Source organism: uncultured Brevundimonas sp. (assembly GCF_937870815.1).
Classification (GTDB): Bacteria; Pseudomonadota; Alphaproteobacteria; order Caulobacterales; family Caulobacteraceae; genus Brevundimonas.
This window is the reverse complement of the sequence record NZ_CALMZS010000167.1, coordinates 1-24,013: the sequence shown is the minus strand read 5'-3', so window position 1 is coordinate 24,013 and position 24,013 is coordinate 1. Positions and strand designations below refer to the sequence as shown.

19 protein-coding genes, 1 tRNA gene and 1 pseudogene are annotated in these 24,013 nt (G+C 70.6%); 11 read left to right on the top strand and 10 right to left on the bottom strand.

Annotated features, from left to right (window positions below; all coding sequences use genetic code 11):
- The first annotated feature begins 3 nt into the window (after positions 1 to 3).
- The 5 genes and pseudogenes from Q0588_RS11005 to Q0588_RS10985 all read left to right on the top strand — a co-directional run.
- Positions 4 to 441 (top strand): biopolymer transporter ExbD, encoded by a 438-nt coding sequence (locus tag Q0588_RS11005; protein ID WP_298745995.1) that lies wholly within the window; start codon positions 4 to 6, stop codon positions 439 to 441.
- Positions 442 to 454: 13 nt separating this feature from the next.
- Positions 455 to 1,165 (top strand): energy transducer TonB, encoded by a 711-nt coding sequence (locus Q0588_RS11000; protein WP_298745993.1) that lies wholly within the window; start codon positions 455 to 457, stop codon positions 1,163 to 1,165.
- Between the two features lie 115 nt (positions 1,166 to 1,280).
- A complete protein-coding gene (locus Q0588_RS10995; protein ID WP_298745992.1) occupies positions 1,281 to 2,039 on the top strand; it encodes a M48 family metallopeptidase in 759 nt (252 codons plus the stop codon).
- 180 nt (positions 2,040 to 2,219) lie between these two features.
- Positions 2,220 to 2,296, top strand: a tRNA-His gene (locus tag Q0588_RS10990).
- A 27-nt stretch (positions 2,297 to 2,323) separates the two neighbouring features.
- Positions 2,324 to 2,743: pseudogene (locus Q0588_RS10985) on the top strand (methyltransferase domain-containing protein); the annotation flags it as partial.
- Between the two features lie 247 nt (positions 2,744 to 2,990).
- Here the strand turns inward: Q0588_RS10985 and Q0588_RS10980 are convergent.
- Both Q0588_RS10980 and Q0588_RS10975 read right to left on the bottom strand, forming a co-directional pair.
- Positions 2,991 to 4,841, bottom strand: a complete 1,851-nt coding sequence (locus tag Q0588_RS10980; protein WP_298745991.1) for a patatin-like phospholipase family protein — start codon at positions 4,839 to 4,841, stop codon at positions 2,991 to 2,993.
- Positions 4,842 to 5,012: 171 nt separating this feature from the next.
- Entirely contained in the window at positions 5,013 to 5,411 is a 399-nt protein-coding gene (locus tag Q0588_RS10975; protein WP_298745990.1) for a DUF1489 domain-containing protein, read from the bottom strand.
- 114 nt (positions 5,412 to 5,525) lie between these two features.
- Between Q0588_RS10975 and Q0588_RS10970 the strand changes: the two genes are divergently transcribed.
- Complete coding sequence (locus tag Q0588_RS10970; protein WP_298745989.1) at positions 5,526 to 5,717, top strand: DUF2892 domain-containing protein; 192 nt, start codon at positions 5,526 to 5,528, stop codon at positions 5,715 to 5,717.
- A 41-nt stretch (positions 5,718 to 5,758) separates the two neighbouring features.
- Here the strand turns inward: Q0588_RS10970 and Q0588_RS10965 are convergent, their stop codons facing one another.
- Positions 5,759 to 7,744 carry an acetyl/propionyl/methylcrotonyl-CoA carboxylase subunit alpha gene (locus Q0588_RS10965; RefSeq protein WP_298745988.1) on the bottom strand — a complete coding sequence of 662 codons (1,986 nt, stop codon included), beginning with the start codon at positions 7,742 to 7,744 and terminating at the stop codon, positions 5,759 to 5,761.
- Between the two features lie 1,142 nt (positions 7,745 to 8,886).
- Entirely contained in the window at positions 8,887 to 10,770 is a 1,884-nt protein-coding gene (locus Q0588_RS10960) for a ribonucleoside-diphosphate reductase subunit alpha (RefSeq protein WP_298746010.1), read from the bottom strand.
- 279 nt (positions 10,771 to 11,049) lie between these two features.
- On the opposite strand from Q0588_RS10960, the gene Q0588_RS10955 reads away from it, so the two are divergent.
- On the top strand, positions 11,050 to 11,793 hold the full coding sequence (locus Q0588_RS10955; RefSeq protein WP_298745987.1) for a phosphatase PAP2 family protein: 744 nt from the start codon (positions 11,050 to 11,052) through the stop codon (positions 11,791 to 11,793).
- A 108-nt stretch (positions 11,794 to 11,901) separates the two neighbouring features.
- On the opposite strand, the gene Q0588_RS10950 is transcribed toward Q0588_RS10955, so the two are convergent.
- The gene (locus Q0588_RS10950) at positions 11,902 to 12,327 is read right to left on the bottom strand and encodes a hypothetical protein (RefSeq protein WP_298745986.1); all 426 of its coding nucleotides are present in this window, start codon (positions 12,325 to 12,327) and stop codon (positions 11,902 to 11,904) included.
- A 109-nt stretch (positions 12,328 to 12,436) separates the two neighbouring features.
- The gene (locus Q0588_RS10945; protein WP_298745985.1) at positions 12,437 to 13,165 is read right to left on the bottom strand and encodes a glycosyltransferase family 2 protein; all 729 of its coding nucleotides are present in this window, start codon (positions 13,163 to 13,165) and stop codon (positions 12,437 to 12,439) included.
- A gap of 90 nt (positions 13,166 to 13,255) precedes the next feature.
- On the opposite strand from Q0588_RS10945, the gene Q0588_RS10940 reads away from it, so the two are divergent.
- Genes Q0588_RS10940 through Q0588_RS10930 form a run of 3 tightly spaced genes read left to right on the top strand, consistent with a single transcriptional unit; the run spans position 13,256 to position 16,278 of the window.
- Positions 13,256 to 14,929, top strand: coding sequence for a glycosyltransferase family 39 protein (locus Q0588_RS10940; protein ID WP_298745984.1), 1,674 nt, complete (start codon positions 13,256 to 13,258; stop codon positions 14,927 to 14,929).
- Entirely contained in the window at positions 14,926 to 15,849 is a 924-nt protein-coding gene (locus Q0588_RS10935; protein ID WP_298745983.1) for a hydroxymethylglutaryl-CoA lyase, read from the top strand. Before Q0588_RS10940 ends, Q0588_RS10935 begins: the two co-directional genes overlap by 4 nt.
- A 12-nt stretch (positions 15,850 to 15,861) precedes the next feature.
- The gene (locus Q0588_RS10930; RefSeq protein ID WP_298745982.1) at positions 15,862 to 16,278 is read left to right on the top strand and encodes a GFA family protein; all 417 of its coding nucleotides are present in this window, start codon (positions 15,862 to 15,864) and stop codon (positions 16,276 to 16,278) included.
- Between the two features lie 55 nt (positions 16,279 to 16,333).
- Here the strand turns inward: Q0588_RS10930 and Q0588_RS10925 are convergent, their stop codons facing one another.
- Positions 16,334 to 16,786 carry a PA2169 family four-helix-bundle protein gene (locus Q0588_RS10925; protein ID WP_298745981.1) on the bottom strand — a complete coding sequence of 151 codons (453 nt, stop codon included), beginning with the start codon at positions 16,784 to 16,786 and terminating at the stop codon, positions 16,334 to 16,336.
- Between the two features lie 100 nt (positions 16,787 to 16,886).
- Positions 16,887 to 20,027: a bifunctional proline dehydrogenase/L-glutamate gamma-semialdehyde dehydrogenase PutA gene (putA, locus tag Q0588_RS10920; protein ID WP_298745980.1), complete on the bottom strand. Its 3,141-nt coding sequence runs from the start codon at positions 20,025 to 20,027 to the stop codon at positions 16,887 to 16,889.
- A gap of 208 nt (positions 20,028 to 20,235) precedes the next feature.
- Here putA and Q0588_RS10915 point away from each other — a divergent pair, with 208 nt between their 5' ends.
- Complete coding sequence (locus tag Q0588_RS10915; RefSeq protein WP_298745979.1) at positions 20,236 to 21,321, top strand: glycosyltransferase family 1 protein; 1,086 nt, start codon at positions 20,236 to 20,238, stop codon at positions 21,319 to 21,321.
- Positions 21,322 to 21,418: 97 nt separating this feature from the next.
- Here Q0588_RS10915 and Q0588_RS10910 read toward each other — a convergent pair whose 3' ends face one another.
- Complete coding sequence (locus Q0588_RS10910; RefSeq protein ID WP_298745978.1) at positions 21,419 to 22,483, bottom strand: substrate-binding domain-containing protein; 1,065 nt, start codon at positions 22,481 to 22,483, stop codon at positions 21,419 to 21,421.
- A gap of 105 nt (positions 22,484 to 22,588) precedes the next feature.
- Positions 22,589 to 24,013, bottom strand: a 1,425-nt coding sequence (gene lpdA / locus Q0588_RS10905; protein WP_298745977.1) for a dihydrolipoyl dehydrogenase, incomplete at its 5' end; no start/stop codon positions are given.

The window sequence follows — 24,013 nt, the reverse complement described above, 5'->3', positions numbered from 1 at the left end:
CGGATGGCCGCCAAACTCTCCGGTGGCGGCGGCGGCAGGTACGCCATCGAGCAGAACAGCGAGATCAACGTCACGCCGTTCGTGGACATCATGCTTGTCCTGCTCATCATCTTCATGGTGGCGGCGCCGCTCGCCACCGTGTCGGTGGAGGTAAAATTGCCGCGCGCGGTCGCACCGGTCCAGAAGAGTCCGCCGAAGCCGTTCTATGTGTCGATCCAGGCCAATTCCCGGGTCTATATCGGCGACAGCGAGGTGGACATCGAGTCCGTCGGCACCGAACTGCTGGACCTGATCGGCAACAAGACGCCGTCGGACGAGCGGATCTTCATCCGCGCGGACCAGACCACCCGGTACGGCGATTTCATGCAGGTCATGAATTCGCTGCAGGACAGTGGTTTCTACAGCGTCGCCCTGGTCGGCGAAGACCAGTCGGCGAAGTAGGAGCGGTGAGAACATGACTGAAGTCGAATATCATCGCAGTCTCTACGACCCGCCGAAGCCGAAGGGCATCTTCGGGGTTCCCCCGCACGTGTTCCTCGCCAGCGTCGCGGTGGTGTGCCTGCTGTTCGCCCTGCTGGCCCTCTATTTCGTCAACGCCCAGTTCAAGCTGCGCGAGGTGAACTATTCGGACGACGCCGTCGACGTGGAGCTGATCGAACCGATCCCGCCGCCGCCGCCCCCGCCGCCGCCGCCGCCGCCCGAAACGGCGCCGCCGCCGAAGCTGCAGGTGCGTGTCCCGGCTCCTGTTCCGGTCAACGTCCCGGTGCCGCCGCTTCCGGTGCCGCCGACGCCGAAGGAAGACCGGATCGCCTCGACGATCCCGCCGGGCCGCATCGACGGACCGGTGACGATCCCCCTGCCGCCGCCGCCGCCCCGGCCGCCGGAAATCAGCAATGTGACCTGGCAACGCCAGCCCTCGCCCGAGTTCCCCGAACGGGCCGCCTCGCGGGGCATAGAGTCGGGCACGGTGCAGCTCGTCTGCACGGTCGCCCCGAACGGCTCGGCGCAGAATTGCTCGATCGTCTCGGAGCAACCTTCCGGGGCCGGCTTCGGCCAGGCCGCCCTGCGGTCGATGTCGCGGGCCCGGTTTTCGCCCCGGACGGTCGACGGGGTGGCCGAGGGCGGGCGCGCCCGCTTCACGGTCCGCTTCCGCCTGGCCGACTAGCGGTGAGGCCCTTCACCACGACGAACGCCCCCGGCCATGACGGCCGGGGCGTTTTCGTTTGGGAGCGGGACGGCGCTTCAGGCGTTGTGCGGCCAGATTGAAACGGAGCCCGCCCATGAACCGCCCCCTGATCCGCCCCCTGACCCTGGGGCTGGCCGCCGCCGCCGCGCTGACGGCCGCCGGCTGCGCCTATAACGAGACGCTCGGCCGCAACCAGTTCCTGATCGTCGACGATTCCGCCCTGACGCAGCAGTCCGAGGCCGCCTGGGCCCAGGCGCTGCGCACCCAGCCGACTTCGAACGACGCCGCCGCCAACGCCCGGGTCCGGAGAGTCGGGGGCCGGATCGTCGAGGCCGCCGGCCTGACCGACCGGCGCTGGGACTATGCGGTCTTCGTCAGCCAGAGCCCGAACGCCTTCGTCCTGCCCTCCGGCAAGATCGGGGTGACCACCGGCCTGCTCAACCTGGTCCGCAACGACGACCAGCTGGCCGCCGTCCTCGGCCACGAGGTCGGGCATGTCGTGGCCCGCCACGCCGCCGAGCGCTATTCGTCGAGCGCCGCCACCAGCCTGGTGCTGAGCGGCGTGCAGAGCGCCGCCGGCGACTACGCCAAGGCCGCCGGCGCGATCGGCGGCCTGGGGGCCCAGCTGGGCGTGCTGCTGCCGTTCTCGCGCCGTCACGAGCTCGAGGCCGACCGCATCGGCGTCGACTATCTGCAGCGCGCCGGCTACCGGCCGTCGGAGGCCATCGCCCTGTGGCGGATCATGGCCGAACAGCGTCAGCGTTCGGCGCCCGAATTCGCCTCGACCCACCCTTCGGACGCCAGCCGGATCGCCGCGCTGGAGCAGTATATCGAGAGCCGGGGCTGGAGCTGACCAAAGGGTCTAGGGTCTAGGGTCTAGGGGCTAGGGGCTAGGGGCTAGGGTCCAGAGCCAGAGAGTGAGGATTTGGCTCGGGTGGAGCGACGGGCTTGCCTTAAAACCTAGCCCCTAGACCCCAGAACCTGTCTTGATCACGGAACCCGTCCCCGCTAGACACGCCGCTCGCGACAGCGCGCCGCCTTAGCTCAGTTGGTTAGAGCGCCGGTTTGTGGAACCGGAGGTCCTCAGTTCAAGCCTGAGAGGCGGTACCATCCTCCCGATCTGGAGCGCGTTACGGCATGACCGACACGTCGCCGGCCTGGGACCCCCTTCAGTACAGCCGCTTCGAGGACGAGCGCGACCGCGCCGCCCACGATCTGCTGGCGCGTCTTCCCGACGATCTGGCCCCGAAGGAAATCTGGGATCTCGGATGCGGCGCCGGTCAGCACGCGGTCCGGCTCAAGCGCCGCTGGCCCGAGGCGCGGGTGCACGGGCTGGATTCCAGCGCGGCCATGCTGGCGCAGGCGAGAGCGCGCGACGCCGATGTCGACTGGCGCCTAGGCGACATCGCGGGATGGACGCCGGAGCGGCCGGTTGATCTGATCCTGGCCAACGCCTCGCTGCACTGGCTTCCGGATCACCAGGCCCTGTTGCGGCGGCTGACCGATGGCCTTGAGCCCCGCGGGGTCATCGCCGTGCAGATGCCGATGGCCCATGAGACACGGCACCATTCCCTGATGCGCGAGGTCGCGGCGGACGGCCCGTGGGCCGCGGCCTTGGCCGGAATCGGGACGGTCGCGCCGCTGCTGGAGCCGGAGGCCTATTATGCCGTGCTGGCCAGGAGTTGCGCCGAGATCGACGTCTGGTCGACCACCTATCTTCAGGCCCTGTCGGGGCCGGACGCGGTGCTGGAGTGGATGAAGGGGACGGCGCTGCGGCCGTATCTGGCCGCGCTGACCGACGAGGTCACGCGGCGGGCTTATCTGGACGCGCTCGGCGGGCGCCTGTCTTCCGCCTTCCCGCGGCGGCCGGACGGGGTGACGCCGATGCCGTTTCCGCGTCTGTTCCTGGTGGCGCGCAGACGCTGAGCGGGCTGCGCCGGCGCAGATGGGTGACCGGCCGGTCAAGACGGGCGAGTGCGTCGCAGGTGGCGCGGTAGCCGGCCTCGACGCCGAGGTCGAAACCCTTCCAGTCGCGGATGTCGAGGCCGTCCGGGGTCGGCTGGATCAGCAGGTCGGTGGCGGCCCGGGAGCTCTCCAGATCGGCGTCGGTGGTCAGGGTGGCGGAGCGCATCAGGATCGAGACGATGGGCGGGCCCCGGCGCCACGCCCCGGTGACGATCAGCCGCCAGATCGACGGCGGATGTTCGATCATTCCGGCGTCGACGCCGCGCGTCTCGGACATGTCGACGCCGATCACCGGCCCGGCGTTCATGCTGCGCATGACCTCGGCGGGAAGGTTCTTCAGCACCGCGCCGTCGACCAGCACCTGGCCGTCGAGGACGACCGGCGGCAGGATGCCGGGAATGGCGATGGAGGCGCGCAGCGCCCGCCGCATCAGCCCGCGCCGGTGCACCTCCAGCTTGCCGCTGGTCAGGTTGGTCGAGACCGCGAAGAAGGGCCGGTGCAGGTCGGCCAGGTCGACGTCGCCATAGGCCTCCTCGAGCAGGCGGTCGACCTTGCGGGCCCGGCTCATGGCCAGCATCGGGAAGGCGAGGTCGGACAGCGGATCGCTCTGCACGAAGGCCTTGCGGATGCGCGCCTCCAGCTCCTCCTGCGACCAGCCGAGGGCCGGGCCGGCGGCGATCACCGCCCCCATCGAGGCGCCGCCGACGAAGTCGATCGGGACGCCCGCCTCGCCCAGGGCCCTGAGCGCGCCGATGTGGGAATAGGCCCGCGCCCCGCCGCCCGACATGACCACGCCGACGGCCGAGCCGGTGATCACCCGCGCCATCCGTTCGGCGTCGGCCTGGTCGCCCTCGACGGCCTGGAACCAGCGGCCCGGGGCGACCGCGTCGATCCAGACGCCGGTGTTGGCCGGATGGGCCATGCGCGGGTCGCGCAGCAGGATCAGGTCGGTGCGCCGCTGGGCGTCGAGCACGCCGGCGTGCGGCAGCGGCCGGTTCGGCGGGGCCATCAGCCCGGCCCCGACCACGAAGACGCGGTCGACCTGGCGGGCGCACAGGGCGGCCCAGGCGGGCTCGTCCATCTCGGCGACGTAGAGGACGTAGTCGTGGGCGTCCTCGACCCGGTTGAACCATTCGGCGGCCGAGGACAGGGCCGACTGATCGATGACCTGGCAGCTGAAGCCGCTGGTCTGGATGGCCGCGGCGACGCGCTCGACGAAGGCCCGGATCGGCCGCGGCCGGGCCGAGACGAAGCCGAAGACGCTGGGCTCGCCGCCGCCGGAGCGCCGGTCGCGGGCGCGCTGGATCATCAGCCGGGACAGCTCGACCATCAGGTCCGGCTCGGTGCGGGCGGCCTCGAAAAAGGCGTCCCGGGGCAGGGCCAGGATCTCGGAGTCGCGCAGGGCGACGACGTCGGCGGTGTGGGTCGTGCCGGCCAGCATGGCCATTTCGCCGGCGGGCTCGCCGGGACGGATGACGCCGACGAACTGGGGCGGGCGGTCCCCGTCGGCGTCGCGGCGGAACACCCCGAGCCGCCCGGCCCGGACCAGGTAGAGGGTGTCGGCCGTATCGCCCTCGAGGAACAGGCTTTCGCCGCCGGTCAGGGCGAACCAGCTGGCGCGGGTGTTGCGGCCGCCCTCGAAGATGCGGTGCAGGGCGTCCTCGAGGCGGTCGGAGCGGGGGGCGGGCATAGGGGCTGGGGGCTGGGGGTTAGGGACCAGGGACCAGGGACTAGGGACTAGGGACTAGGGACTAGGGACTAGGGCTGGAACCGCCCGGGGGGGAGACCAACGGAATCGATAGTGGGTGGGCGGCATGGTCGCAGCATCCCTCCCTAATCCCTAGTCCCTAGTCCCTAGCCCCTACCACGCCCCCATCTCCCGCAACTGCTTCGCCAGCTCCTCCGGCAGGTCGCCGGCGTCCAGGGTCGAAAGATCCGGCGGGGCGTCCTTCGGCTCCAGATAGCGCCAGCCCTGGAAGGGACGGCGGGCCTGGGGGGCGGTGCGGACCACCTCGGGCGACAGCCGGATGTGGCACATGCCGGCCTTGCCCTCGCCCTTGGTCGTGATGTCGAGGATCGGCATGCGGCAGACCACCGACCCCTTCATCACCCAGAACAGCGAGCCGCCGTCCTCGAGTTCGGCGGCGCGCCTGGGCGTCATCCGGGTGTGGACGGTCAGCCATTCGCCCTTGGCGGCGCGGCGCTCCAGCGTCTCGACCCTGGCGACGCCGACGCACAGCTTGATCATGTGGAGGGTCAAGCCGCGGACCTCCTGCGGCGTCGCCAGGGAAGACCGTCGCCCGATTGACCGAGAACAATGTTTTTCCGGCGAACCCGGACGAGAAGGGATATCATCGCCGCGGGAGATAGCATCATGTTCAAGAACAATGTCGGCCGACTGGACCGGATTCTGCGCGTCATCGTCGGGCTGGGCCTGATCTCGCTCGTCTTCATCGGTCCGCAGAGCCTTTGGGGGTGGGTGGGCGTCGTCCCCCTCCTGACCGGGCTGATCGGAACCTGTCCCGTATACACCCTGCTCGGCATCCGCACCTGCGCGCGGCGCTGAACGCCGCGTTCAAGGAACCGGGTGCGACAGGATGAGCCGCGCTATTTTTCGGCGGCCGTGACCACCGCCAGCACCGTCCCGTCCGCGACCTGGTCGCCGACGGCGGCGACGGTCTCGACCACCCCGTCGAACGGGGCGACGAGGGCGTGCTCCATCTTCATCGCCTCCAGCACCACGACGGGCTGGCCCCTGGCGACCGTGTCGCCGGGTTTGGCGGGCGCAGCGACGATCTTGCCGGGCATGGGGGCGCGGAGGGAGCCGTCGGCGGCGGGGCCTCCGGACGCTCCGCCTCGCATCCGGGGCGTGAACTCGAACGCGTCGCCCTCCTCGAAGACAACGACCCGGCCATCGCCGGTCTCGGCCCCCGAGACTTGCTCACCGTCGATAAGGACGCAGGCAGGTCTGCCGATCGCCTGGAAGGTTTCGCCTTCAAGGTGGACATCGAAGGCGGAGTGACGCGGCGCTCCGCCACGATGGTCGCCGGACAACTCCCCCGCGACCCTTTCTCCGTCGCGATAGAGGACGACAGGCGTAGTCGGCGCGCCGTTCATGCGGAAGGCGAAGAGGCCGTCCGTCCATGGCGACGACTCCTTGCCGCGCAGAGCCTCGTCAGCCCGGAGGCCGATGGTCGCCAAGGCCGCGGCGGTGGTCTTCGCCGAAGGTCTGGCATTCGAAAGAGAGGCCTCTTCGGCGCCGATGAAGCCGGTGTCGACGTCGCCCTCGACGAAGCGCGGGTGCTCCAGGCAGCGGACGAGGAAGCCGGCGTTGGTCTTCACCGGCCACACCTCGACCGAGGCGCAGGCGTCGGCGAGGGCTTCGGCGGCCTCTTCGCGCGTGTCGGCGTGGACGATCAGCTTGGCGATCATCGGGTCGTAGAACTGGCTGACCTCGCCGCCCTGTTCGACCCCGGCGTCGATGCGGATGTCCTCGGGCAGGCGGAAATGCTCCAGCTTGCCGATGCTGGGCAAAAACCCGTTGGCCGGGTCCTCGGCATAGAGCCGCGCCTCCATGGCCCAGCCGTTCAGGGGGATGTCTTCCTGCCTAAGCGGGATCGGCTCGCCGGCGGCGACGCGCAGCTGCCATTCGACCAGGTCGACGCCGGTGACCGCCTCGGTGACCGGGTGCTCGACCTGGAGCCGGGTGTTCATCTCCATGAACCAGATGCGGTCGGCCTTCAGACCATCGGAAGCGTCGGCGATGAATTCGATGGTGCCGGCGCCCTCGTAATTCACCGCGCGGGCGGCCTTGATGGCGGCGTCGGTGACGGCCTTGCGCGTGGCGGCGTCCATGCCGGGGGCGGGGGCCTCCTCGATGACCTTCTGGTGGCGGCGCTGCAGGGAACAGTCGCGCTCATACAGGTGGACCACGGTCCCGTGCGTGTCCCCGAACACCTGCACCTCGATATGGCGCGGGCGGGTGATGTATGTCTCGATCAGGACGCGCGGGTCGCCGAAGGAGGACTGGCCCTCGCGCCGGGCCGAGGCGAGGCCGTCGGCGAAGTCCTCCGGCCGGTCGACCCGTTTCATGCCCTTGCCGCCGCCGCCGGCCACGGCCTTGATCAGGACGGGATAGCCGATGCGGGCGGCCTCGGCGGTCAGGACGGCGTCGGACTGGTCCTCGCCCTGATAGCCCGGCGTCACCGGCACCCCGGCCGCGATCATCAGGGTCTTGGCGGCGTCCTTGAGCCCCATGGCCCGGATCGCCGCGGGCGGCGGGCCGATCCAGACCAGGCCGGCGGCCATGACCGCCTCGGCGAAGTCGGCGTTCTCGGACAGGAAGCCGTAGCCGGGGTGGATGGCCTCGGCGCCGGTGGCCCTGGCCGCCGCCAGCACTTTCGCGGCGTCGAGGTAGGATTCGCGGGCCGGGGCGGGGCCGATCAGCACCGCCTCGTCGGCCTCGCGCACATGCAGGGCGTCGGCGTCGGCTTCGGAATGGACGGCGATGGTGCGGATGCCCATGCGGCGGGCGGTGCGGAACACGCGGCAGGCGATCTCGCCACGATTGGCGACCAGGATGGAGGTGAACATGGGTCGGTTCTAGAGGGGCGAGGAGCGAGGGGCGAGAGGCGAGTTTCGCCGCGTGTCACTGGACGGACGGGCGGCTCGCAGGCACGGGTCATCGTCTTCCGGGGCGTGAGCCGCGAAAGGGGGGGAGGGCGCGGGGCATCCGGGCCTCGCCCGGTGCTGTGTAGTTTTACCGTTTCGACGAGACAGGCTGCCCCGCGCGGCCGTTTTCCACACGCCCTCCGACTGGCGGCCCTCATGCGGGCCTTTGACGGATCGCCCCCGCCTCATTGCTGGGACCGGGACGGGGCGGACATGGCGTCCATTCCGGAGACGCCAGCAACCCGCACCTGAAGGCGCGCGGCGAGCAAGCGGAGGCCATCCATCGACCTCCGCGAGGACCCCCGGAGTCTCCATCGCCCGGGCTTCATCGCTCGATCACAGCCCGCCGCCATCGAGAACGTGGATCCGACGCCCTCCCCACCGACGGGTTGGGCAGGAGTGTACGACGGGTTTCTGCCCGGGCGCGTTCATGACGCTGACGAGGGAGCGATGTCTGGGGAAAACAGCGGGTTGGATTCTGAAAATATGAGGGCCGGCGGCGGATTTGCAGCGCAGCAATCGGCCTTGGGAGCCGAGGTTCATCACGACGGGCACGACGAATTCACAACGGCCACGGCGGGGCCGGCGGCTCCCGTCAGGGAGACGCAAGAGACTTGATGGCGGGCAAGGGCCCGCGGAGGGCCGGTGCGGGCTCGCTCCCGTCGTGTCCGTCGTGCCTTCGCCGTGGTCGTTGTGATGAACCAGCCTGCGGCGGCGACGGGTACGGTATTTTAATAACCACTCTAGTAATCACCAATAAAAGCAACGTACTAGCGTCATATGGCCGCGCGAACCTGCATTGACTAGATTCACAACGGGCACGGCGGGCCTGCGGCTCCCGTCAGGGAGACGCAAGAGACTTGATGGCGGGCAAGGGCCCGCGGAGGGCCGGTGCGGCCTCGCCCCCGTCGTGCCTTCTTCGTGCCCTTCGTGATCAACCAGCCGGCGGCGGCCGTCGTCGAGGCGCAGTGCGCCCCTCCTCCACCCCCTCCGGGGGCGCCCGTCGTCGGATCGCATACGATCCTCCTCCACCCTCAAGGGGAGAAGGGCTCGGTCCAGCTATCTCACTGGCAGGCGAGGCACTCGTCGTAGTCGGTGCGGGCGGCGCTGAAGAGGTCGGGCTGGTTGGGGTCGGGCTCTTCCTCGACCTTGTTCTCGGCGCCGGCGAAGGCGGCGCGCTGCACCGATTTGGAGCGCAGATAGTAGAGCGACTTCACGCCGGTCTCCCAGGCGCGCCAGTGCAGCATGTGCAGGTCCCATTTGTCGACGTCGCCCGGGATGAACAGGTTGATCGACTGGGCCTGGCAGATCTCGGGGGCGCGGTCGGCGGCCAGTTCGACGATCCAGCGCTGGTCCAGTTCGAAGGCGGTCTTGAACACGGCCTTCTCCTCGTCGGTCAGGACGTCGAGATGCTGCACCGAACCCTCGTGCTCGAGGATGGACGACCAGATGATGTCGGTGTCGGCGCCCTTCGAGCCCAGCACCTTCTCGAGATAGGGGTTCTTGACCGCGAACGAGCCCGACAGGGTCTTGTGGGTGTAGATATTGGCCGGGATCGGCTCGATGCCGGCCGAGGTGCCGCCGCAGATGATCGAGATCGAGGCGGTCGGGGCGATGGCCAGCTTGTGGCTGAAGCGCTCCATGACGCCGCGCTCGGCGGCGTCCTCGCAGGGGCCCTTCTCCTCGGCCAGCCGGCGGCTGGCCCTGTCGGCCTCGCGGCGCAGGTGCTTGAACAGCCGCATGTTCCACGACTTGGCCATGGCCGATTCGAAGGCCACGCCCTGGGCCTGCAGGAAGGAATGGAAGCCCATCAGGCCGAGGCCGACCGAACGCTCGCGCCTGGCCGAATAGACGGCCGCGGCCATGGCCGGCGGGGCGCGGCGGATGAAGTCCTCGAGCACATTGTCGAGGAAGCGCATCACATCCTCGACGAATTTCGGCTCCTCGCGCCATTCGAGGAAGGTCTCGGCGTTGACCGAGGACAGGCAGCAGACCGCGGTGCGGTCGACGCCGAGGTGGTCGCGGCCGGTGTGCAGCATGATCTCGGCGCACAGGTTCGACTGTTTGACCGACAGGCCCAGCTCGCGCTGGTGCGGCGCCATCTGCCGGTTCACCGTGTCGGAGAAGATCAGATAGGGCTCGCCGGTCTGCAGGCGGATCTCGAGGATCTTCTGCCACAGGGTGCGGGCGTCGACGGTCTTGAGCACCTCGCCGTTCTTCGGCGACTTCAGGTCGAAGGTCCCGCCGTCGCGGACCGCGAACATGAATTCGTCGGTGATGTTGATGCCGTGGTGCAGGTTCAGGGACTTGCGGTTGAAGTCGCCCGACGGCTTGCGGATCTCGAGGAATTCCTCGATCTCGGGGTGGTGGACGTCGAGATAGACGGCCGCCGAGCCGCGGCGCAGCGAGCCCTGGGAGATGGCCAGGGTCAGGGAGTCCATCACCCGGATGAAGGGGATGATGCCCGAGGTCTGGCCGGCGCCCTTGACCTTTTCGCCGATCGAGCGGACGCCGCCCCAGTAGGTGCCGATGCCGCCGCCGTTCGAGGCCAGGGCGACGTTCTCGTTCCACACCGACTGGATGCCGTCGAGGCTGTCGCCGACGGCGTTGAGGAAGCAGGAGATCGGCAGGCCGCGGTCGGCGCCGCCGTTGGACAGCACCGGGGTGGCCGGCATGAACCACAGCTTCGACATATAGTCGTAGACGCGCTGGGCGTGGCCGGCGTCGTCGGCGTAGGCGTTGGCCACCCGGGCGAACATGTCCTGATAGCTCTCGCCGGCCAGCAGATAGCGGTCCTCGAGGGTCTTCTTGCCGAAATCGGTCAGCAGCGCGTCGCGCGACCGGTCGATCTGGATCGAGGGCACCACCTTCAGCTGCGGCCTCTCCGTCGTGTCCGCCGTCGCAACCGACTGGAAATCCACTGTCTTCAACGCCTCGCCGCCGGCCATAATGGTCACTGCCCTGAACTGGATCCGATTAAGTCGTTCGCGCCGCTGACCACATCATCTAGTGGCCGCAGAGCTCCCCAAGCCCACATATGGGGCGCAGATGGCTAACGACCCGTCAACGGGGTTGACGATCACTTTCTGGACGAATCGGCCTCAAGGCGGGGGATGAGCCTGTGGACAGGCCGCGACGACGGGATGACAGGGGCGTGACGCCGAAACCCGGAAATCGATCACGAACGCGTGAGGGGAACGTCCCGCAAGCGGGACCGTTTGGGGCCGATGACCCCTGAGCAGATCGCCGCCTTCGGCCGCCGCGCCTGGCGCATCGCCCGCACCGAGATCGCCGCGGTCAGCGCCCTGTTCGTCGCGGCCCTCGGGGTGATGGTCTTCGTCGACCTGGCCGGCGACCTCGGCGAGGCCGGGGGCCGCGCCTTCGACCAGGCCGTGCTGGAGGCCCTGCGGCCGGGGCCGATGGATCCCTGGGGGCCCGACTGGCTGGAGGAGGCGGCCCTGGAACTGACCGCGCTGGGCGGGGTCGCCGTGCTGGCCCTGTTCGCCGTGGTCGTGATCGGCTTCCTGGTGCTGCAGCGCAAGCGGCTGTCGGCCCTGCTGCTGGCCCTCGGGCTGGCCGGCGGGATGGCCCTGAGCGAGGGGCTGAAGGCGGTGTTCGGGCGCGAGCGGCCGCCGGAGGCGCTGCGGGCGGTCGAGACCCTGAACGCCAGCTTCCCCTCCGGCCACAGCCTGCTGTCGGCGGTGTTCTACCTGAGCATCGGGGTGATGCTGACCCGGGCCTTCCGGCAGAAGCGTTTCAAGGCCTATGTGATCGGCGTCGCCGTGCTGCTGACCCTGATCGTCGGGCTGACGCGGATCTATCTGGCCGCCCACTGGGCCACCGACGTGCTCGCCGGCTGGAGCGTCGGGGCGGCCTGGGCCATGGCCCTGTGGCTGATCGCCTATGCGGTCCAGCGCCGCCAGCAGGGCCGTCCGCAGGAGCCGCACGTGCTGCCGGTGGACGAGGGGTAGGCAATAGGCAGTAGGCATTGGCCGGGTCCAGGGATTTGGCCCCGACGCCTGCATCCTTCCGCCGCGTCCGTATCGCTTCCCTACTGCCTACTGCCTACTGCCTGATCCCTAACCCGCCCCGAACTCGAGATCCTTGCGGGCCGAGATGATGGTGACGATGAAGCCGGCGAGGACGTCCAGCATGACCATGGTCAGGATCAGGAAGAAGGTCGAGGTGGCGAAGCCCCGGATCAGCAGGAAGGCCACCAGGCAGGCCACGAACAGGATCATCGACAGGGCGTGGTTGACGATGGCGACCTTCTGGCTGGAGGTCGACTTGAGCAGTTCGAAGAACAGCAGGATCAGGGCCAGGAACAGGATCAGGTCGCCGCTGCCGATGTTCCAGCCGCCGCCGGAGACCATGGGGATGGTGAAGATCGGCTCGCGCAGGGCCTGTTCCGCCGCCGTCACCCCGCCGGCCCCGACCACGCCGGAGAGGATGACGATGGCGTAGATGACCACCGGGACGACCAGCAACGGCAGGGCGATGAGCATGGCAGCGGCTCCATAAGGACGGGCGGCGGCAGGTACGGCCGCGCTTGCCGACGATGAATACCCCCGTTCGCGCCGGGCCGCCATGGTCGCTCGCCTGACGCGCGAACCGTCAGAATTCGACGACCGGGCCGGGGCGGCGGGCCCTCGACCGGAGCCACATGACCCCGATCAGGTCGGACAGGGAGGCGACCAGCCGGCCCCAGTTGGTGTATTTCGAGCGGCCGGTCTGGCGGTGGCGGTGATCGACGTCGAGATAGCGGTTCTGATAGCCCTCGCGGATCATCAGCGCCGGCAGGTAGCGGTGCATGTGATCGAAATAGGGCAGGCGCAGGAAGACCTCGCGGCGGAAGGCCTTGAGGCCGCAGCCGGTGTCGTCGGCGTCGTCGCGCAGCAGCCGTTTGCGGATGCGGTTGGCCCAGAGCGAGGCCCAGCGCTTGGCCCCGCTGTCGCGGCGCCTGGCCCGCACCCCGCCGACGAGGGCGACCTCGGGCGGGGCGGCGGCCAGCAGGTCGGCCAGCCGCGGCGCGTCGGCGGGCGGGTTCTGGCCGTCGCCGTCGAGGGTGACGATGATGGCGCCGCGGGCGGCCAGCACCCCGGTGCGCACGGCGCGGCTCTGGCCGGCGTTGGCGGCGTGGCCGAGCACGCGCAGGGCCGGCAGTTCGGCGGTCAGGGCGCGCAGCTCGGCCAGGGTGCCGTCCCTCGAGGCGTCGTCGACGAACACCATCTCATAGGCACGGCCGGCGAAGGCGGCGGCGATCTCGCGGGCCAGGGGGCCGGCGGCGCCCTCCTCGTCATGGACGGGGACGACGACGGAGATGTCGGGGGTCGGCTCGATCATGGGCCTCCTCTAGCGGGTTTCGCGGCGCGGCGGGAGGCCGGGGCGCGGGACGGCTGACGCGGCGCGAACCGGCGTGGTAGGAAGATGAACATGATGCGCCCCGATCTCGACCGATTCATCGCCGGCTGGCGGGGCCCGCTGCTGGCGGCCCTGATCGCCCTGCTCGGCGGCCTGCCGGTGCTGGCGCTGCTGCCGCCGCTGGACCGGGACGAGAGCCGCTACGCCCAGGCCACCTCGCAGATGCTCGAGAGCGGCGACCTTGTCGACATCCGCTTCCAGGACGAGCCGCGCTGGAAGAAGCCGGTCGGCATCTACTGGATGCAGGCGGCCGCGGTGGCGGCGACCTCGAGCGTCGAGAACCGCGACATCCAGCCCTACCGCATCCCCTCGCTGCTGGGGGCCATGCTGGCGGCGGCCGCCTGCGCCTGGGCCGGGGCGGCGATGTTCGGGCGGCGGGCCGGCTTCCTGGCCGGGGCCATGCTGGGGGCCAGCTTCCTGCTGTCGAGCGAGGCGGGCATCGCCAAGACCGACGCCATGCTGTGCGCGGCGGTGACCGTGGCCATGGCCGGGCTGGCGCGGATCTACCTGGCCACCCGGGCCGGGGAGGCGCCGCGACGGCCGCACAAGCTGGCCTTCTGGCTGGGCGTCGGCCTGTCGATCCTGGTCAAGGGGCCGATCGGCCTGGTTGTGGTCGCCCCGGCCATCCTGCTGCTGTCGCTGTGGGACCGGGACGTGAAATGGCTGGCGCGGCTGGGCTGGGGCTGGGGCCTGCCGCTGGTGGCGCTGATGGTCGGGCCCTGGGCCATCGCCATCACCATCGCCACCGACGGCGGCTTCTGGCGCGAGGCCATCATCGGCGACCTGGCCCCGAAGATCGCCGGCGGCCACGAGAGCCACGGGGCGCCGCCGGGATACTATCTGCTCGGGGCGCTGGTGATGTTCTTCCCGGCGACGCTGATGCTGCCGGCGGCGCTGTCGACGGCGTGGCGGCGGCGCTCCGAGCCGGCCGTGCGCTTCCTGGTCTGCTGGCTGGTCCCGGCCTGGCTGATCTTCGAGCTGACCCCGACCAAGCTGGCCCACTACACCCTGCCGACCTACGGCGCCCTGGCGCTGCTGGCCGCGGCCGCCCTGACCCGGCCGATCGGCCCGGTTTCGCGCTATGCCGGGGCGGTGCTGTCGGTGATCGGCGGACTGGCCGTGGTGCTCGTCACCATCTTCGGCCTGACCGAATACGGGCGCTCGACGGCCCAGGGCTGGGCCACGATCACCATCGTCTTCGCCGCGCTGGCGGCGCTGGTCGGAGCCTTCCTGCTGCTGCACCGGGCGGCGTCGGCGGCGGTGCTGGCCTCGGTGGCGCTCGGGGTGGTGGCCCACGCCGGCCTGGCGGGCACGATCCGGCAGCTGAAGCCGCTGGCCGTGGCTCCGCAGCTCCAGACCGTGCTGGAGCGGGCCGACCTGCATCCGCGCCAGGGGCGTCCCGGCCCGGTGGCCGTCACCGGCTTCCACGAGCCGAGCTTCGTCTTCCTGACCGGGCGCGAGACCGAGCTGACCGACGCCGCGGGCGCGGCCCGGGCCCTGGCCGAGGGGCGGCCGGTGATCGTCGAGGCCCGCGACGCCGACGCCTTCAGCGCCGCCGCCGCCGGGCTGGGTGTGACCGGGCGGGCCGTGGGGGTGGTCGACGGCCACAACTATTCGCGCGGCGACGACGTCAGCCTGACCGTCTACGCCCCCTCCGGCGGCGGACTGGCGGGGACGACGCCGTGAGCCGGCCGATCACCCTCGTCGAGGTCGGCCCGCGCGACGGGCTGCAGAACGAGACGGCGGTGCTGGCCCCCGCCGTCCGCGCCGATCTGGTGCGGCGGCTGGAGGCGGCCGGGGCGCGGCGCATCGAGGCGGCCAGCTTCGTCCATCCCGGATACGTGCCGCAGATGGCCGGGGCCGAGGCGGTCATGGCCGCCCTGCCGCCGGAGCCGGGGCGCAGCCGCATCGGCCTGGTGCTGAACGGCAAGGGCTACGACCGGGCCCTGGGCACGGCGGTCGACGAGGTCAATGTGGCCATGTCCGTGACCGACGGCTTCGGGCTGAAGAACCAGGGCATGGGCGTCGACCAGCAGGTGTCGATGCTGTCCGACATCCTGACCGGTCGGGCCAATTCGGAGGGCGGCGCCGGCGCGGGCCCGTCGCTGTCGGCGACCCTGTCCTGCGTCTGGGGCTGCCCGTTCGACGGCGAGGTGTCAGTGGAGCAGGTGGCCGATCTGGTCGGGCGGATCGGCGAGCTGGGCGTGAAGGAGATCGCCCTGGCCGACACCATCGGCGTGGCCGATCCATGGGCGGTGACGCGCAAGGTCGAGGCGGCGCGCAGGGCGGCGCCGGAGGCGGCGCTGCGGCTGCATTTCCACGACACCCGCAACGCCGGCCTGGCCAATGCCTATGCGGGCGTCGAGGCGGGGGTCGACGTGCTGGACGCCTCGGTCGGCGGCATCGGCGGCTGTCCGTTCGCGCCGGGGGCGACCGGCAACATCGCCACCGAGGACCTGGTCTATATGCTGGAGCGGGCGGGCTATTCGACCGGCTACGACCTCGACGCCCTGATCGAAACGGCGCGCTGGATCGGCGAAAAGATCGGCCGCCCGACGCCGAGCGCGCTCAGCCGGGCGGGGGGATGGCCGAGGGGTTCCCAGTAGGAGGAGTCCGTCATGGACCGGTTCGCCGGCGGTTGCCTGTGCGGGGCCGTCCGCATCGTGGCGAAGGGACGCCCCAACCGGGTCGGCCTCTGTCACTGTCTGGACTGCCGCAAGCATCACGGAGCCCTGTTCCACGCCTCCGCCATATTCCCCGAGGCGGCGATGACGATCGAGGGCGAGACGGGCGACTACGCCGGGCGGTATTTCTGTCCGCGCTGCGGCTCGTCCGTTTTCGGGCGCAGCGGCGGGGAGATCGAGGTGAATCTCGGCTCGCTGGACGCCCCCGACCAGCTGACGCCGACCTATGAACTCTGGACCATCCGCCGCGAGTCCTGGCTGCCGCCGTTCCCGCTCGCGACACGATACGAGCGCGACCGGGAAGGTTCGGGGCGCGCCGGGGAACCGGGTCCGGGGCCGGTGCGGTCGTAGAGCGCTCAAACCGTTGCCGGCTCCGCCGCAAGGCGGGGCCGGGCCGGGCGGGGGATCAGTGCATCCGGTGCTTCAGCTGGCTGATGGTGTCGTGGTCCGCCTTGACCTCGGTGTAGGCGGTGGTGACCAGCTGGCGGGCCGGTTCGGGCAGGTCGGCGTCGCGGGAGGCCTCTTCGAACCTGGCCTTGATGACGTCCTCGCCGCGCTCGACCTCGTCGATGACGCCCTTGTCGTCGCGACCGCCGAGGTTGCCGCGCATCTCGGCGAATTTGTTGTGGACGCGGCCCATCAGCGACTGGTCGTCCTCGGGCTCGCCGCCGAAGGTGCGGACCTCCTGCTGCAGGCGCCGGCACAGCTCCTCGCGCCGGTTCGCGCGCTCGGCGAACAGGGTCTTGAACTCGGGGTTGTCGGCGCCCTCGGCGGCGCTGCGGTAGCCGTGGGCGCTGTCCATCGTGGTCTCGATGAGGCTGTTGAGGACCTTCACGGCGCGGTCGTCGTGGGTTTGCATGGGGGCTCTCCTTGAGGGTGGAGCCGGTTAAACCGGAACCGGGGCGGGCCGTTCCGACGCTCCGCCTCACGATTCCGGGAAGGCCGTCCTTTCGGGCGCCCTACAGGTTCAGCAGGGCCGGGTCGCCGCCCTGGGCGGAGATGTTGTTCGAGATCGCCTTCTCCGAGGCGTAGCGGATCAGGCTGTACGGTCCGCCGGCCTTGGGGCCGGTGCCGGACAGGCCCTCGCCCCCGAACGGCTGGACGCCGACCACCGCGCCGATGATCGAGCGGTTGATGTAGACGTTGCCGGCCGGGACGAGGCGGGCGACCTCGTCCGCGAAGGCCTCGATGCGGCTGTGCACGCCAAGGGTCAGGCCATAGCCGCGCGCGGCCAGTTTCGCCGCCGTCTGCTTCAGTTCGGACGGGTGGTAGCGGCAGATGTGCAGGATCGGGCCGAACACCTCGCGCTCCAGATAGTCAGGGGTCGGCACCTCGGCGAGGGTCGGGGCGAACAGGTGGCCCCTGTCGGCGCCGGCCGGCAGTTCGGCGCGGGCGATGATCCTGGCGTCGCCCTCGAGCCGCTTCAGATGCGCTTCCAGCATCGCCCTGGCGTCGGCGTCGATGACCGGGCCGATGTCGGTGGCGGGATCGGCGGGATCGCCGACCACCTGGGCGGCCAGGGCGCCCTTAAGGCCCTCGATCAGGGCGTCGGCGCCGTCGTGCGGGACATAGAGCAGGCGCAGGGCCGAGCAGCGCTGGCCCGAGGAGCCGAAGGCCGACAGGATGACGTCGTCGATGACCTGTTCGCGCAGGGCGGTGGTGTCGACGAACATGCCGTTCAGCCCGCCGGTCTCGGCGATGAAGGGGATGATCGGGCCCGGCCGGTGGGCGAGGGCGCGGTTGATGGCGGCGGCGGTGTCGGTGCCGCCGGTGAAGGCGACGCCGTCGATGCCCGGATGGGTGGTCAGCCTGGCGCCGACGGTCTCGCCGCGGCCGGGGACGAGGGCCAGCAGGTTCGGGTCGAGGCCGACCCTGTGGTAGAGGCGCACGGCCTCGGCGGCGACCAGCGGGGTCTGTTCGGCCGGCTTGGCCAGCACGGCGTTGCCGGCGGCCAGGGCGGCGGCGATCTGGCCGGTGAAGATGGCCAGGGGGAAGTTCCACGGGCTGATGCAGGCGAAGACGCCGCGCCCGTGCAGCACCAGGGTGTTGATCTCGCCGACCGGACCCTTGAGCTCGGTCGGGCCGCCGAAGTCGCGCTCGGCCAGCAGGGCGTAGTAGCGGCAGAAGTCGGCCGCCTCGCGCACCTCGGCGACGCCGTCGTTGAGGGTCTTGCCGGCCTCGCGGCTGAGCAGGGCGACCAGCCGGTCCATGTCGGCCTCCAGCGCGTCGGCCATGGCGCGCAGGACGGGGGCGCGGCCGCCGCCGCCGATCCGGTCCCATTTCGCCTGGGCGCGGGCGGCCGTCTCGACCGCGGCGTCGATGTCGGCCTCGGTCGCCTCGGAGACGTGGCCGAGCACCTGGCTCGTGTCGAAGGGGTTGAGCACCGGCCGGGGGTTGGTCCCGGCGCGCAGCTTGCCGCCGATGATCGGGCCCGAGGTCAGCTTCTCGGCGTCGACCTTCGCCAGGGCGGCGGCGTGCCGGTCGCGGTCGGCGGCTTGCGAATAGTCGCGGCCCAGCGAGTTCTGGCGGTCCATGTACATGTCCTTGGGGGTCGGGATTTTCGCGTGGCGGTCGGGGTGGGCCTCGACGGCGGCGATGGGGTCGGCGGCGACGGCGGCGGCGGGCACCCGCTCGTCGAGCAGGGCGTGGACGAAGGAGGAATTGGCCCCGTTCTCGAGCAGGCGGCGGACCAGATAGGGCAGCAGGTCCTCGTGGCCGCCGACGGGGGCGTAGGCGCGCACCGTCACGGGGCCGAAGGCGGTGCCGAATGCGTCTCTGGCGGCGTCGTAGAGGGCCTCGCCCATGCCGTGCAGGCGCTGGAACTCGATCCTGACCCCGCGGTCGGCGGCCAAGCGGTGGACGGCGGCGAGGGAGTGGGCGTTGTGGGTGGCGAACTGGCTGTAGAGGTCGGGCGCGGCCTCGATCATCATCCGTGCGCAGACCAGATAGTTCAGGTCGGTGGCGGCCTTGGTGGTGAAGACCGGATAGTCGGTGCGGCCGAACTGCTGGGCGCGCTTGATCTCGGTGTCCCAGTAGGCGCCCTTGACCAGCCGGACCATCAGGCGGCGGCCTGACGTCCGGGCCAGGTCGGCGACGCGGCGGACTGCCTCGGGGCCGCGCTTCTGATAGGCCTGGACGGCGAGGCCGAGGCCGGTCCAGCCGCCCAGATCGGGCTCGTGGGCCAGCCGGTCCAGCAGCTTCAGCGACAGGGCGAGGCGGTCCGCCTCCTCGGCGTCCACGGTGAAATTTATGTCGTATTTGGCGGCGATGCGGGCGAGGCGGACGATGCGCGGATACAGCTCGTCCCAGACGCGGGCCTCCTGGGTCGCCTCGTAGCGGGGCGACAGGGCCGACAGCTTGACCGAGACGCCGTGGCCGGTCTCGGGGCCCTGGCCCTTCGCCGTCCTGCCGACGGCCTCGATGGCGCCGGCGTAGATGCGCTCGTAGCGTTCGGCGTCGGCGGCGGTGCGGGCGCCCTCGCCGAGCATGTCGAAGGAGCACAGCCAGCCCTCCCTGTTCGAGCGCTTCAGCGCCGCCTCGATGGTGCGGCCGACGACGAACTGTTCGCCCATGATGCGGACGGCGGCGGCGACGGCCTCGCGGATCACCGGCTCGCCGAGACGGCCGACGATGCGCCTGAGGAAGCCGGGAAGGTCGGTCCTGGCCTCCTCGTCGACGTCGACCAGCCTGCCGGTCAGCATCAGGCCCCAGGTCGAGGCGTTGACGAACAGGCTGTCGGACTGGCCGAGGTGGGAGGCCCAGTCGGCCGAACCGATCTTCTCGGCGATCAGCCGGTCGCGGGTGTCCTCGTCCGGGGTGCGCAGCAGGGCCTCGGCCAGGCACATCAGGGCCAGGCCCTCGCGGGTGCCGAGACTGAACTCCTGCAGGAAGCTCTCGACCACGCCCTGTTTCCTGGCGCTGGCCCGGGCGCGCTCGACCAGGCCCGTGGCGCTGGCGAGGACGGCGGCGCGCTCGGAGGGGTCCAGCGGGATCCGGTCCAGAAGTCCGCGCACCGTGGCGGTTTCGTCCGCGAACTTGCCCTGGTCCAGCGTATCCCAATCCTGGGACAGGGCGACCGGCGGCGGGACGTATGCGTTCATGCTGCCCCGTCTACCCCCTTCCCCCTTGATGGGGGAAGGGCCGGGGATGGGGGTGACAGTGCGTCCGATTGGCCGGAACCGGTCAGGTCAGGCGTGGCCGCACGACACTCGGTGCATCTGCCGGCTTCACCCCCATCCCAACCCTTCCCCCATCAAGGGGGAAGGGCTATTCGTGCGGACCGATCAACGGCGGAGCCTTCCGGCCCACATGCGCATCGTACTGGCCACCGACGCCTGGGAGCCCCAGGTCAACGGAGTCGTCCGCACCCTGACCCGGACCATCGCGGAATGCCGCGCCATGGGCCACGAGGTCGAGGTCATCGAGCCGAGCCAGTTCAAGACCATTCCGTGCCCGACCTATCCGGAGATCCGGCTGGCGCTCGGGGCCGAGGAGGAGATCCGCGAGCGGCTGCGCGCCTTCGAGCCGGAGGCGGTGCACATCGCCACCGAGGGCCCGATCGGCATCGCCACGCGGCGCATCTGCGTCGAATGGAAGCTGCCGTTCACGACCAGCTACCACACCAAATTCCCCGAATATGTCTCGGCCCGGTTCCCGATCCCGGTCCAGGTCGGCTACGCCTATATGAAGTGGTTCCACAAGCCGTCCGGCCGGCTGATGGTGGCCACCCCGACGCTGCGCGACGAGCTGGTGGCGCACGGCTTCCGCAATGTGTCGCCGTGGTCGCGGGGCGTCGACACCGAACAGTTCAATCCGGATCTGCCGCGCATCTACGACCAGCTGGGCGGCAAGGACTGGCCCCGGCCGTTCTGGCTCAACGTCGGCCGGGTGGCGGTCGAGAAGAACATCGAGGCCTTCCTGCAGACCGACCTGCCGGGCACCAAGATCATTGTCGGCGACGGCCCGGCCCGGGCCGAGCTGGAAACCAGATATCCGGAGGCGAAATTCCTCGGGGCGCGGTTCGGCGACGAACTGGCGCGCTGTTTCCGCGACGCCGACGTGTTCGTCTTTCCGAGCTGGACCGACACCTTCGGCCTGGTGATCCTCGAGGCCATGGCCACGGGCACGCCGGTGGCCGCCTATCCGGCCCACGGGCCGATCGACATCATCCCGGGCTCCAAAGCCGGGGCCATCGACAAGGACCTGCGCACGGCCTGTCTCGAGGCGCTGGAATGCGACCGGGCGGCGGTGCGGGCCTATGCCGAGAAATTCAGCTGGCGGGCCTCGGCCGAACAGTTCGTCGAGAATCTGCAGCCCTATCCGGAGCCCGAGCGCGGCCGGTTCTGGCGGCGGCTGCGGCGGATCGCCCGGCTGAGGAAGAAGGCGGCGGCCTGACCCGCGAGGGCGGCGGCGCCCCGGCCGGCCGGGCGCAGCGAAACGCCGCGGGCCTCGCGACCCGCGGCGTCGGCCTTCCGGAGGGGTTCCGCCCGTCCTACTCGGGGCTGGCCATCGGCGTCAGGGCCGAGGCCAGGGCGCGCTGGGCGGCCAGGTCGGCGGCGGGCAGCGGCACCAGGCCGCGGTCCTGGAGGTAGCCGCCGCGGCCGGCGGCGGCGTCCGACATATATTCCAGGACGAATTCCTTCAGACCGGGGATCACGCCGATGTGGGCCTTCTTGACGTAGATGAACATCGAGCGGGAGATCGGATAGGCGCCGGAGGCGATGGTCTCGGGGCTCGGCATGACGCCGTTGACGCTGTGGGCCTTCACCTTGTCGGAGTTCTGCTCGAGGAAGGAGTAGCCGAAGGCCCCGATCGAACCGGGGGTGCGGGTCAGGGTCTGGACGATGGCGTTGTCGTTCTCGCCGGCGTCGATCCAGGCGCCGTCCTCGCGAAGGGTGTGGGCGAGCGCCTCGAAGCGGCCGGGGTCGCTCCCGGCGAGGGCCGCGAGCTGGGGGACGGCTTCGGCGGACGGGGCCATGGCCAGTTCGAGCCAGGAGTCGCGGGTGCCGGAGGTCGGCGGCGGGCCGTAGACCATGATGCGGGTGGCCGGCAGGTTCGGATTGACCTGGTTCCAGGCGCGGTTCGGATTGGCGATGAAGGCGCCGCCCGGACCCGGCACCTCCTTGGCCAGGGCGAGATAGAAGTCGTCGCCCTCGAAGCGGTAGTTCGGGGCGTCGATGGCGGTGGCGACGACGAGGCCGTCGTAGCCGATCTTCAGCTCGACGATCTCGGTGACGCCGTTGTTCCGGCACAGTTCGAACTCGGACTTCTTCATCCGGCGCGAGGCGTTGGCGATGTCCGGGGTGTCGGGGCCGACGCCCTTGCAGAAGGCCTGGATGCCGCCGCCCGTGCCCAGCGACTCGACGCGCGGGGCCGCGCCGCCCGAGCCGCGGGCGAAATTCTCGGCGACGCGGGTCGTGAACGGGAAGACGGTCGAGGAGCCGGCGGCCCAGACGCCGGAGCGGCCGCCCCGGGAGCCGCCGCCCTGGTCGTCGCCACAGGCGCCGAGGGCGAGAAGGGCGATCGCCGAGGCGGCGGCGAGCAGGGTGCGGGTCATGGATCTGGGCTCCGGAATCGGTTGAGGTCGGCGATGTTTTGACACGGGTTTGTGACGGTCGATGCGACGCTCCGGAGGAGACTCGCCCCAGCCGTGGGCGGTTCGCTAGATGTGGATGGCGTGGCCCAGGGCCCGCAGCGACGCCTCGTGGAAGGCCTCGCCGAGCGTCGGGTGGACGTGGATGACGCCGGCGACGTCTTCCAGCACCGCCCCCATCTCCAGCATCTGGGCGAAGCTGTTGGACAGCTCGGCGACGTGCTGGCCGACGGCCTGGACGCCGAGCAGGCGGTGGTCGGTCTTCGACGCCAGCACCCGCACGAAGCCGCCGTCGTCGCCGGCCTCGATGGCCAGGGCGCGGCCGATGGCGGCCAGGGGGAAGACGGCGGTGATGACGTCGTCGCGGCCCTCGACGTCCAGCGGACCGAGGCCCGCCGAGACGATCTCGGGCTCGGTGAAACAGACGGCGGCGATGGTGACGGGATCGAAGCGAGGTTCTTGCGCCCTGTCGCTCGCGGCGCGGCCGCTCGCTGCTTGAGGGCGTTCACGCCCGGCGATGATCTCGGCCACGACCTCGCCCTGGGCCGAGCCCTTGTGGGCCAGCATCGGTTCGCCGGTCAGGTCGCCGACGGCCCAGACGTTCTTCATGCTGGTGGCGCAGCGGTCGTCGATCTTGACGAACGGGCCGGCCATGGTGACGCCCATGGTCTCGAGGCCCCAGCCGCTGGTGCGCGGGCGGCGGCCGACGGTGACGAGGACCTTGTCGGCCTTGAGCTTGAGGGCCTTGCCGTCCTTCGTCGTGATGTTTAGCTGGCCCTTCTCGAACGACCCGGCCCTGGCGCCGAGGTGCAGGTCGACGCCGTGCCCCTCCAGCCATTTGCGGACCGGATCGGTCAGGGCCTTGTCGTAGAGCGGCAGCAGGCGGTCGGCCATTTCGACGATGGCGACCTCGGCCCCCAGCTTGCGGAAGGCGATGCCCAGCTCCAGCCCGATATAGCCGCCGCCGACCACGACCAGCTTGCCGGGGACCTCAGCCAGCGACAGGGCTTCGGTCGAGGAGATGACGTCGCCGCCGAAGGGCAGGAAGGGCAGTTCGACCGGCTCGGAGCCGGTGGCGAGGATGACGTGTTCGGCGCTGATGACGAGGTCGCCGTCGGCGGTCTTCACCGTGCAGGTCTTGGCGTCCGAGAAGGTGGCCCAGCCCTTGACGACCCTGACCCTGGCCTTCTTCAGCAGGGCGGCCACGCCGGCGTTCAGCTTACGGACGATGCCGTCCTTCCAGGCGACGGTCTGGGCGAAATCGATGGCCGGCTGGGCGGCCGTAATGCCCAGCGTCCCGCCACCCGCCGCCCTGGCCACGGTCTCGAATTTGGACGCCGCGTGGATGATCGCCTTGGAGGGGATGCAGCCGACGTTGAGGCAGGTGCCGCCGAGGCCGTCGCCGCCGTCGACCAGCACGGTGTCCAGCCCCAGCTGGCCGCAGCGGATGCCGGCGACATAGCCGCCGGTGCCGGCGCCGATGATCAGGACTTT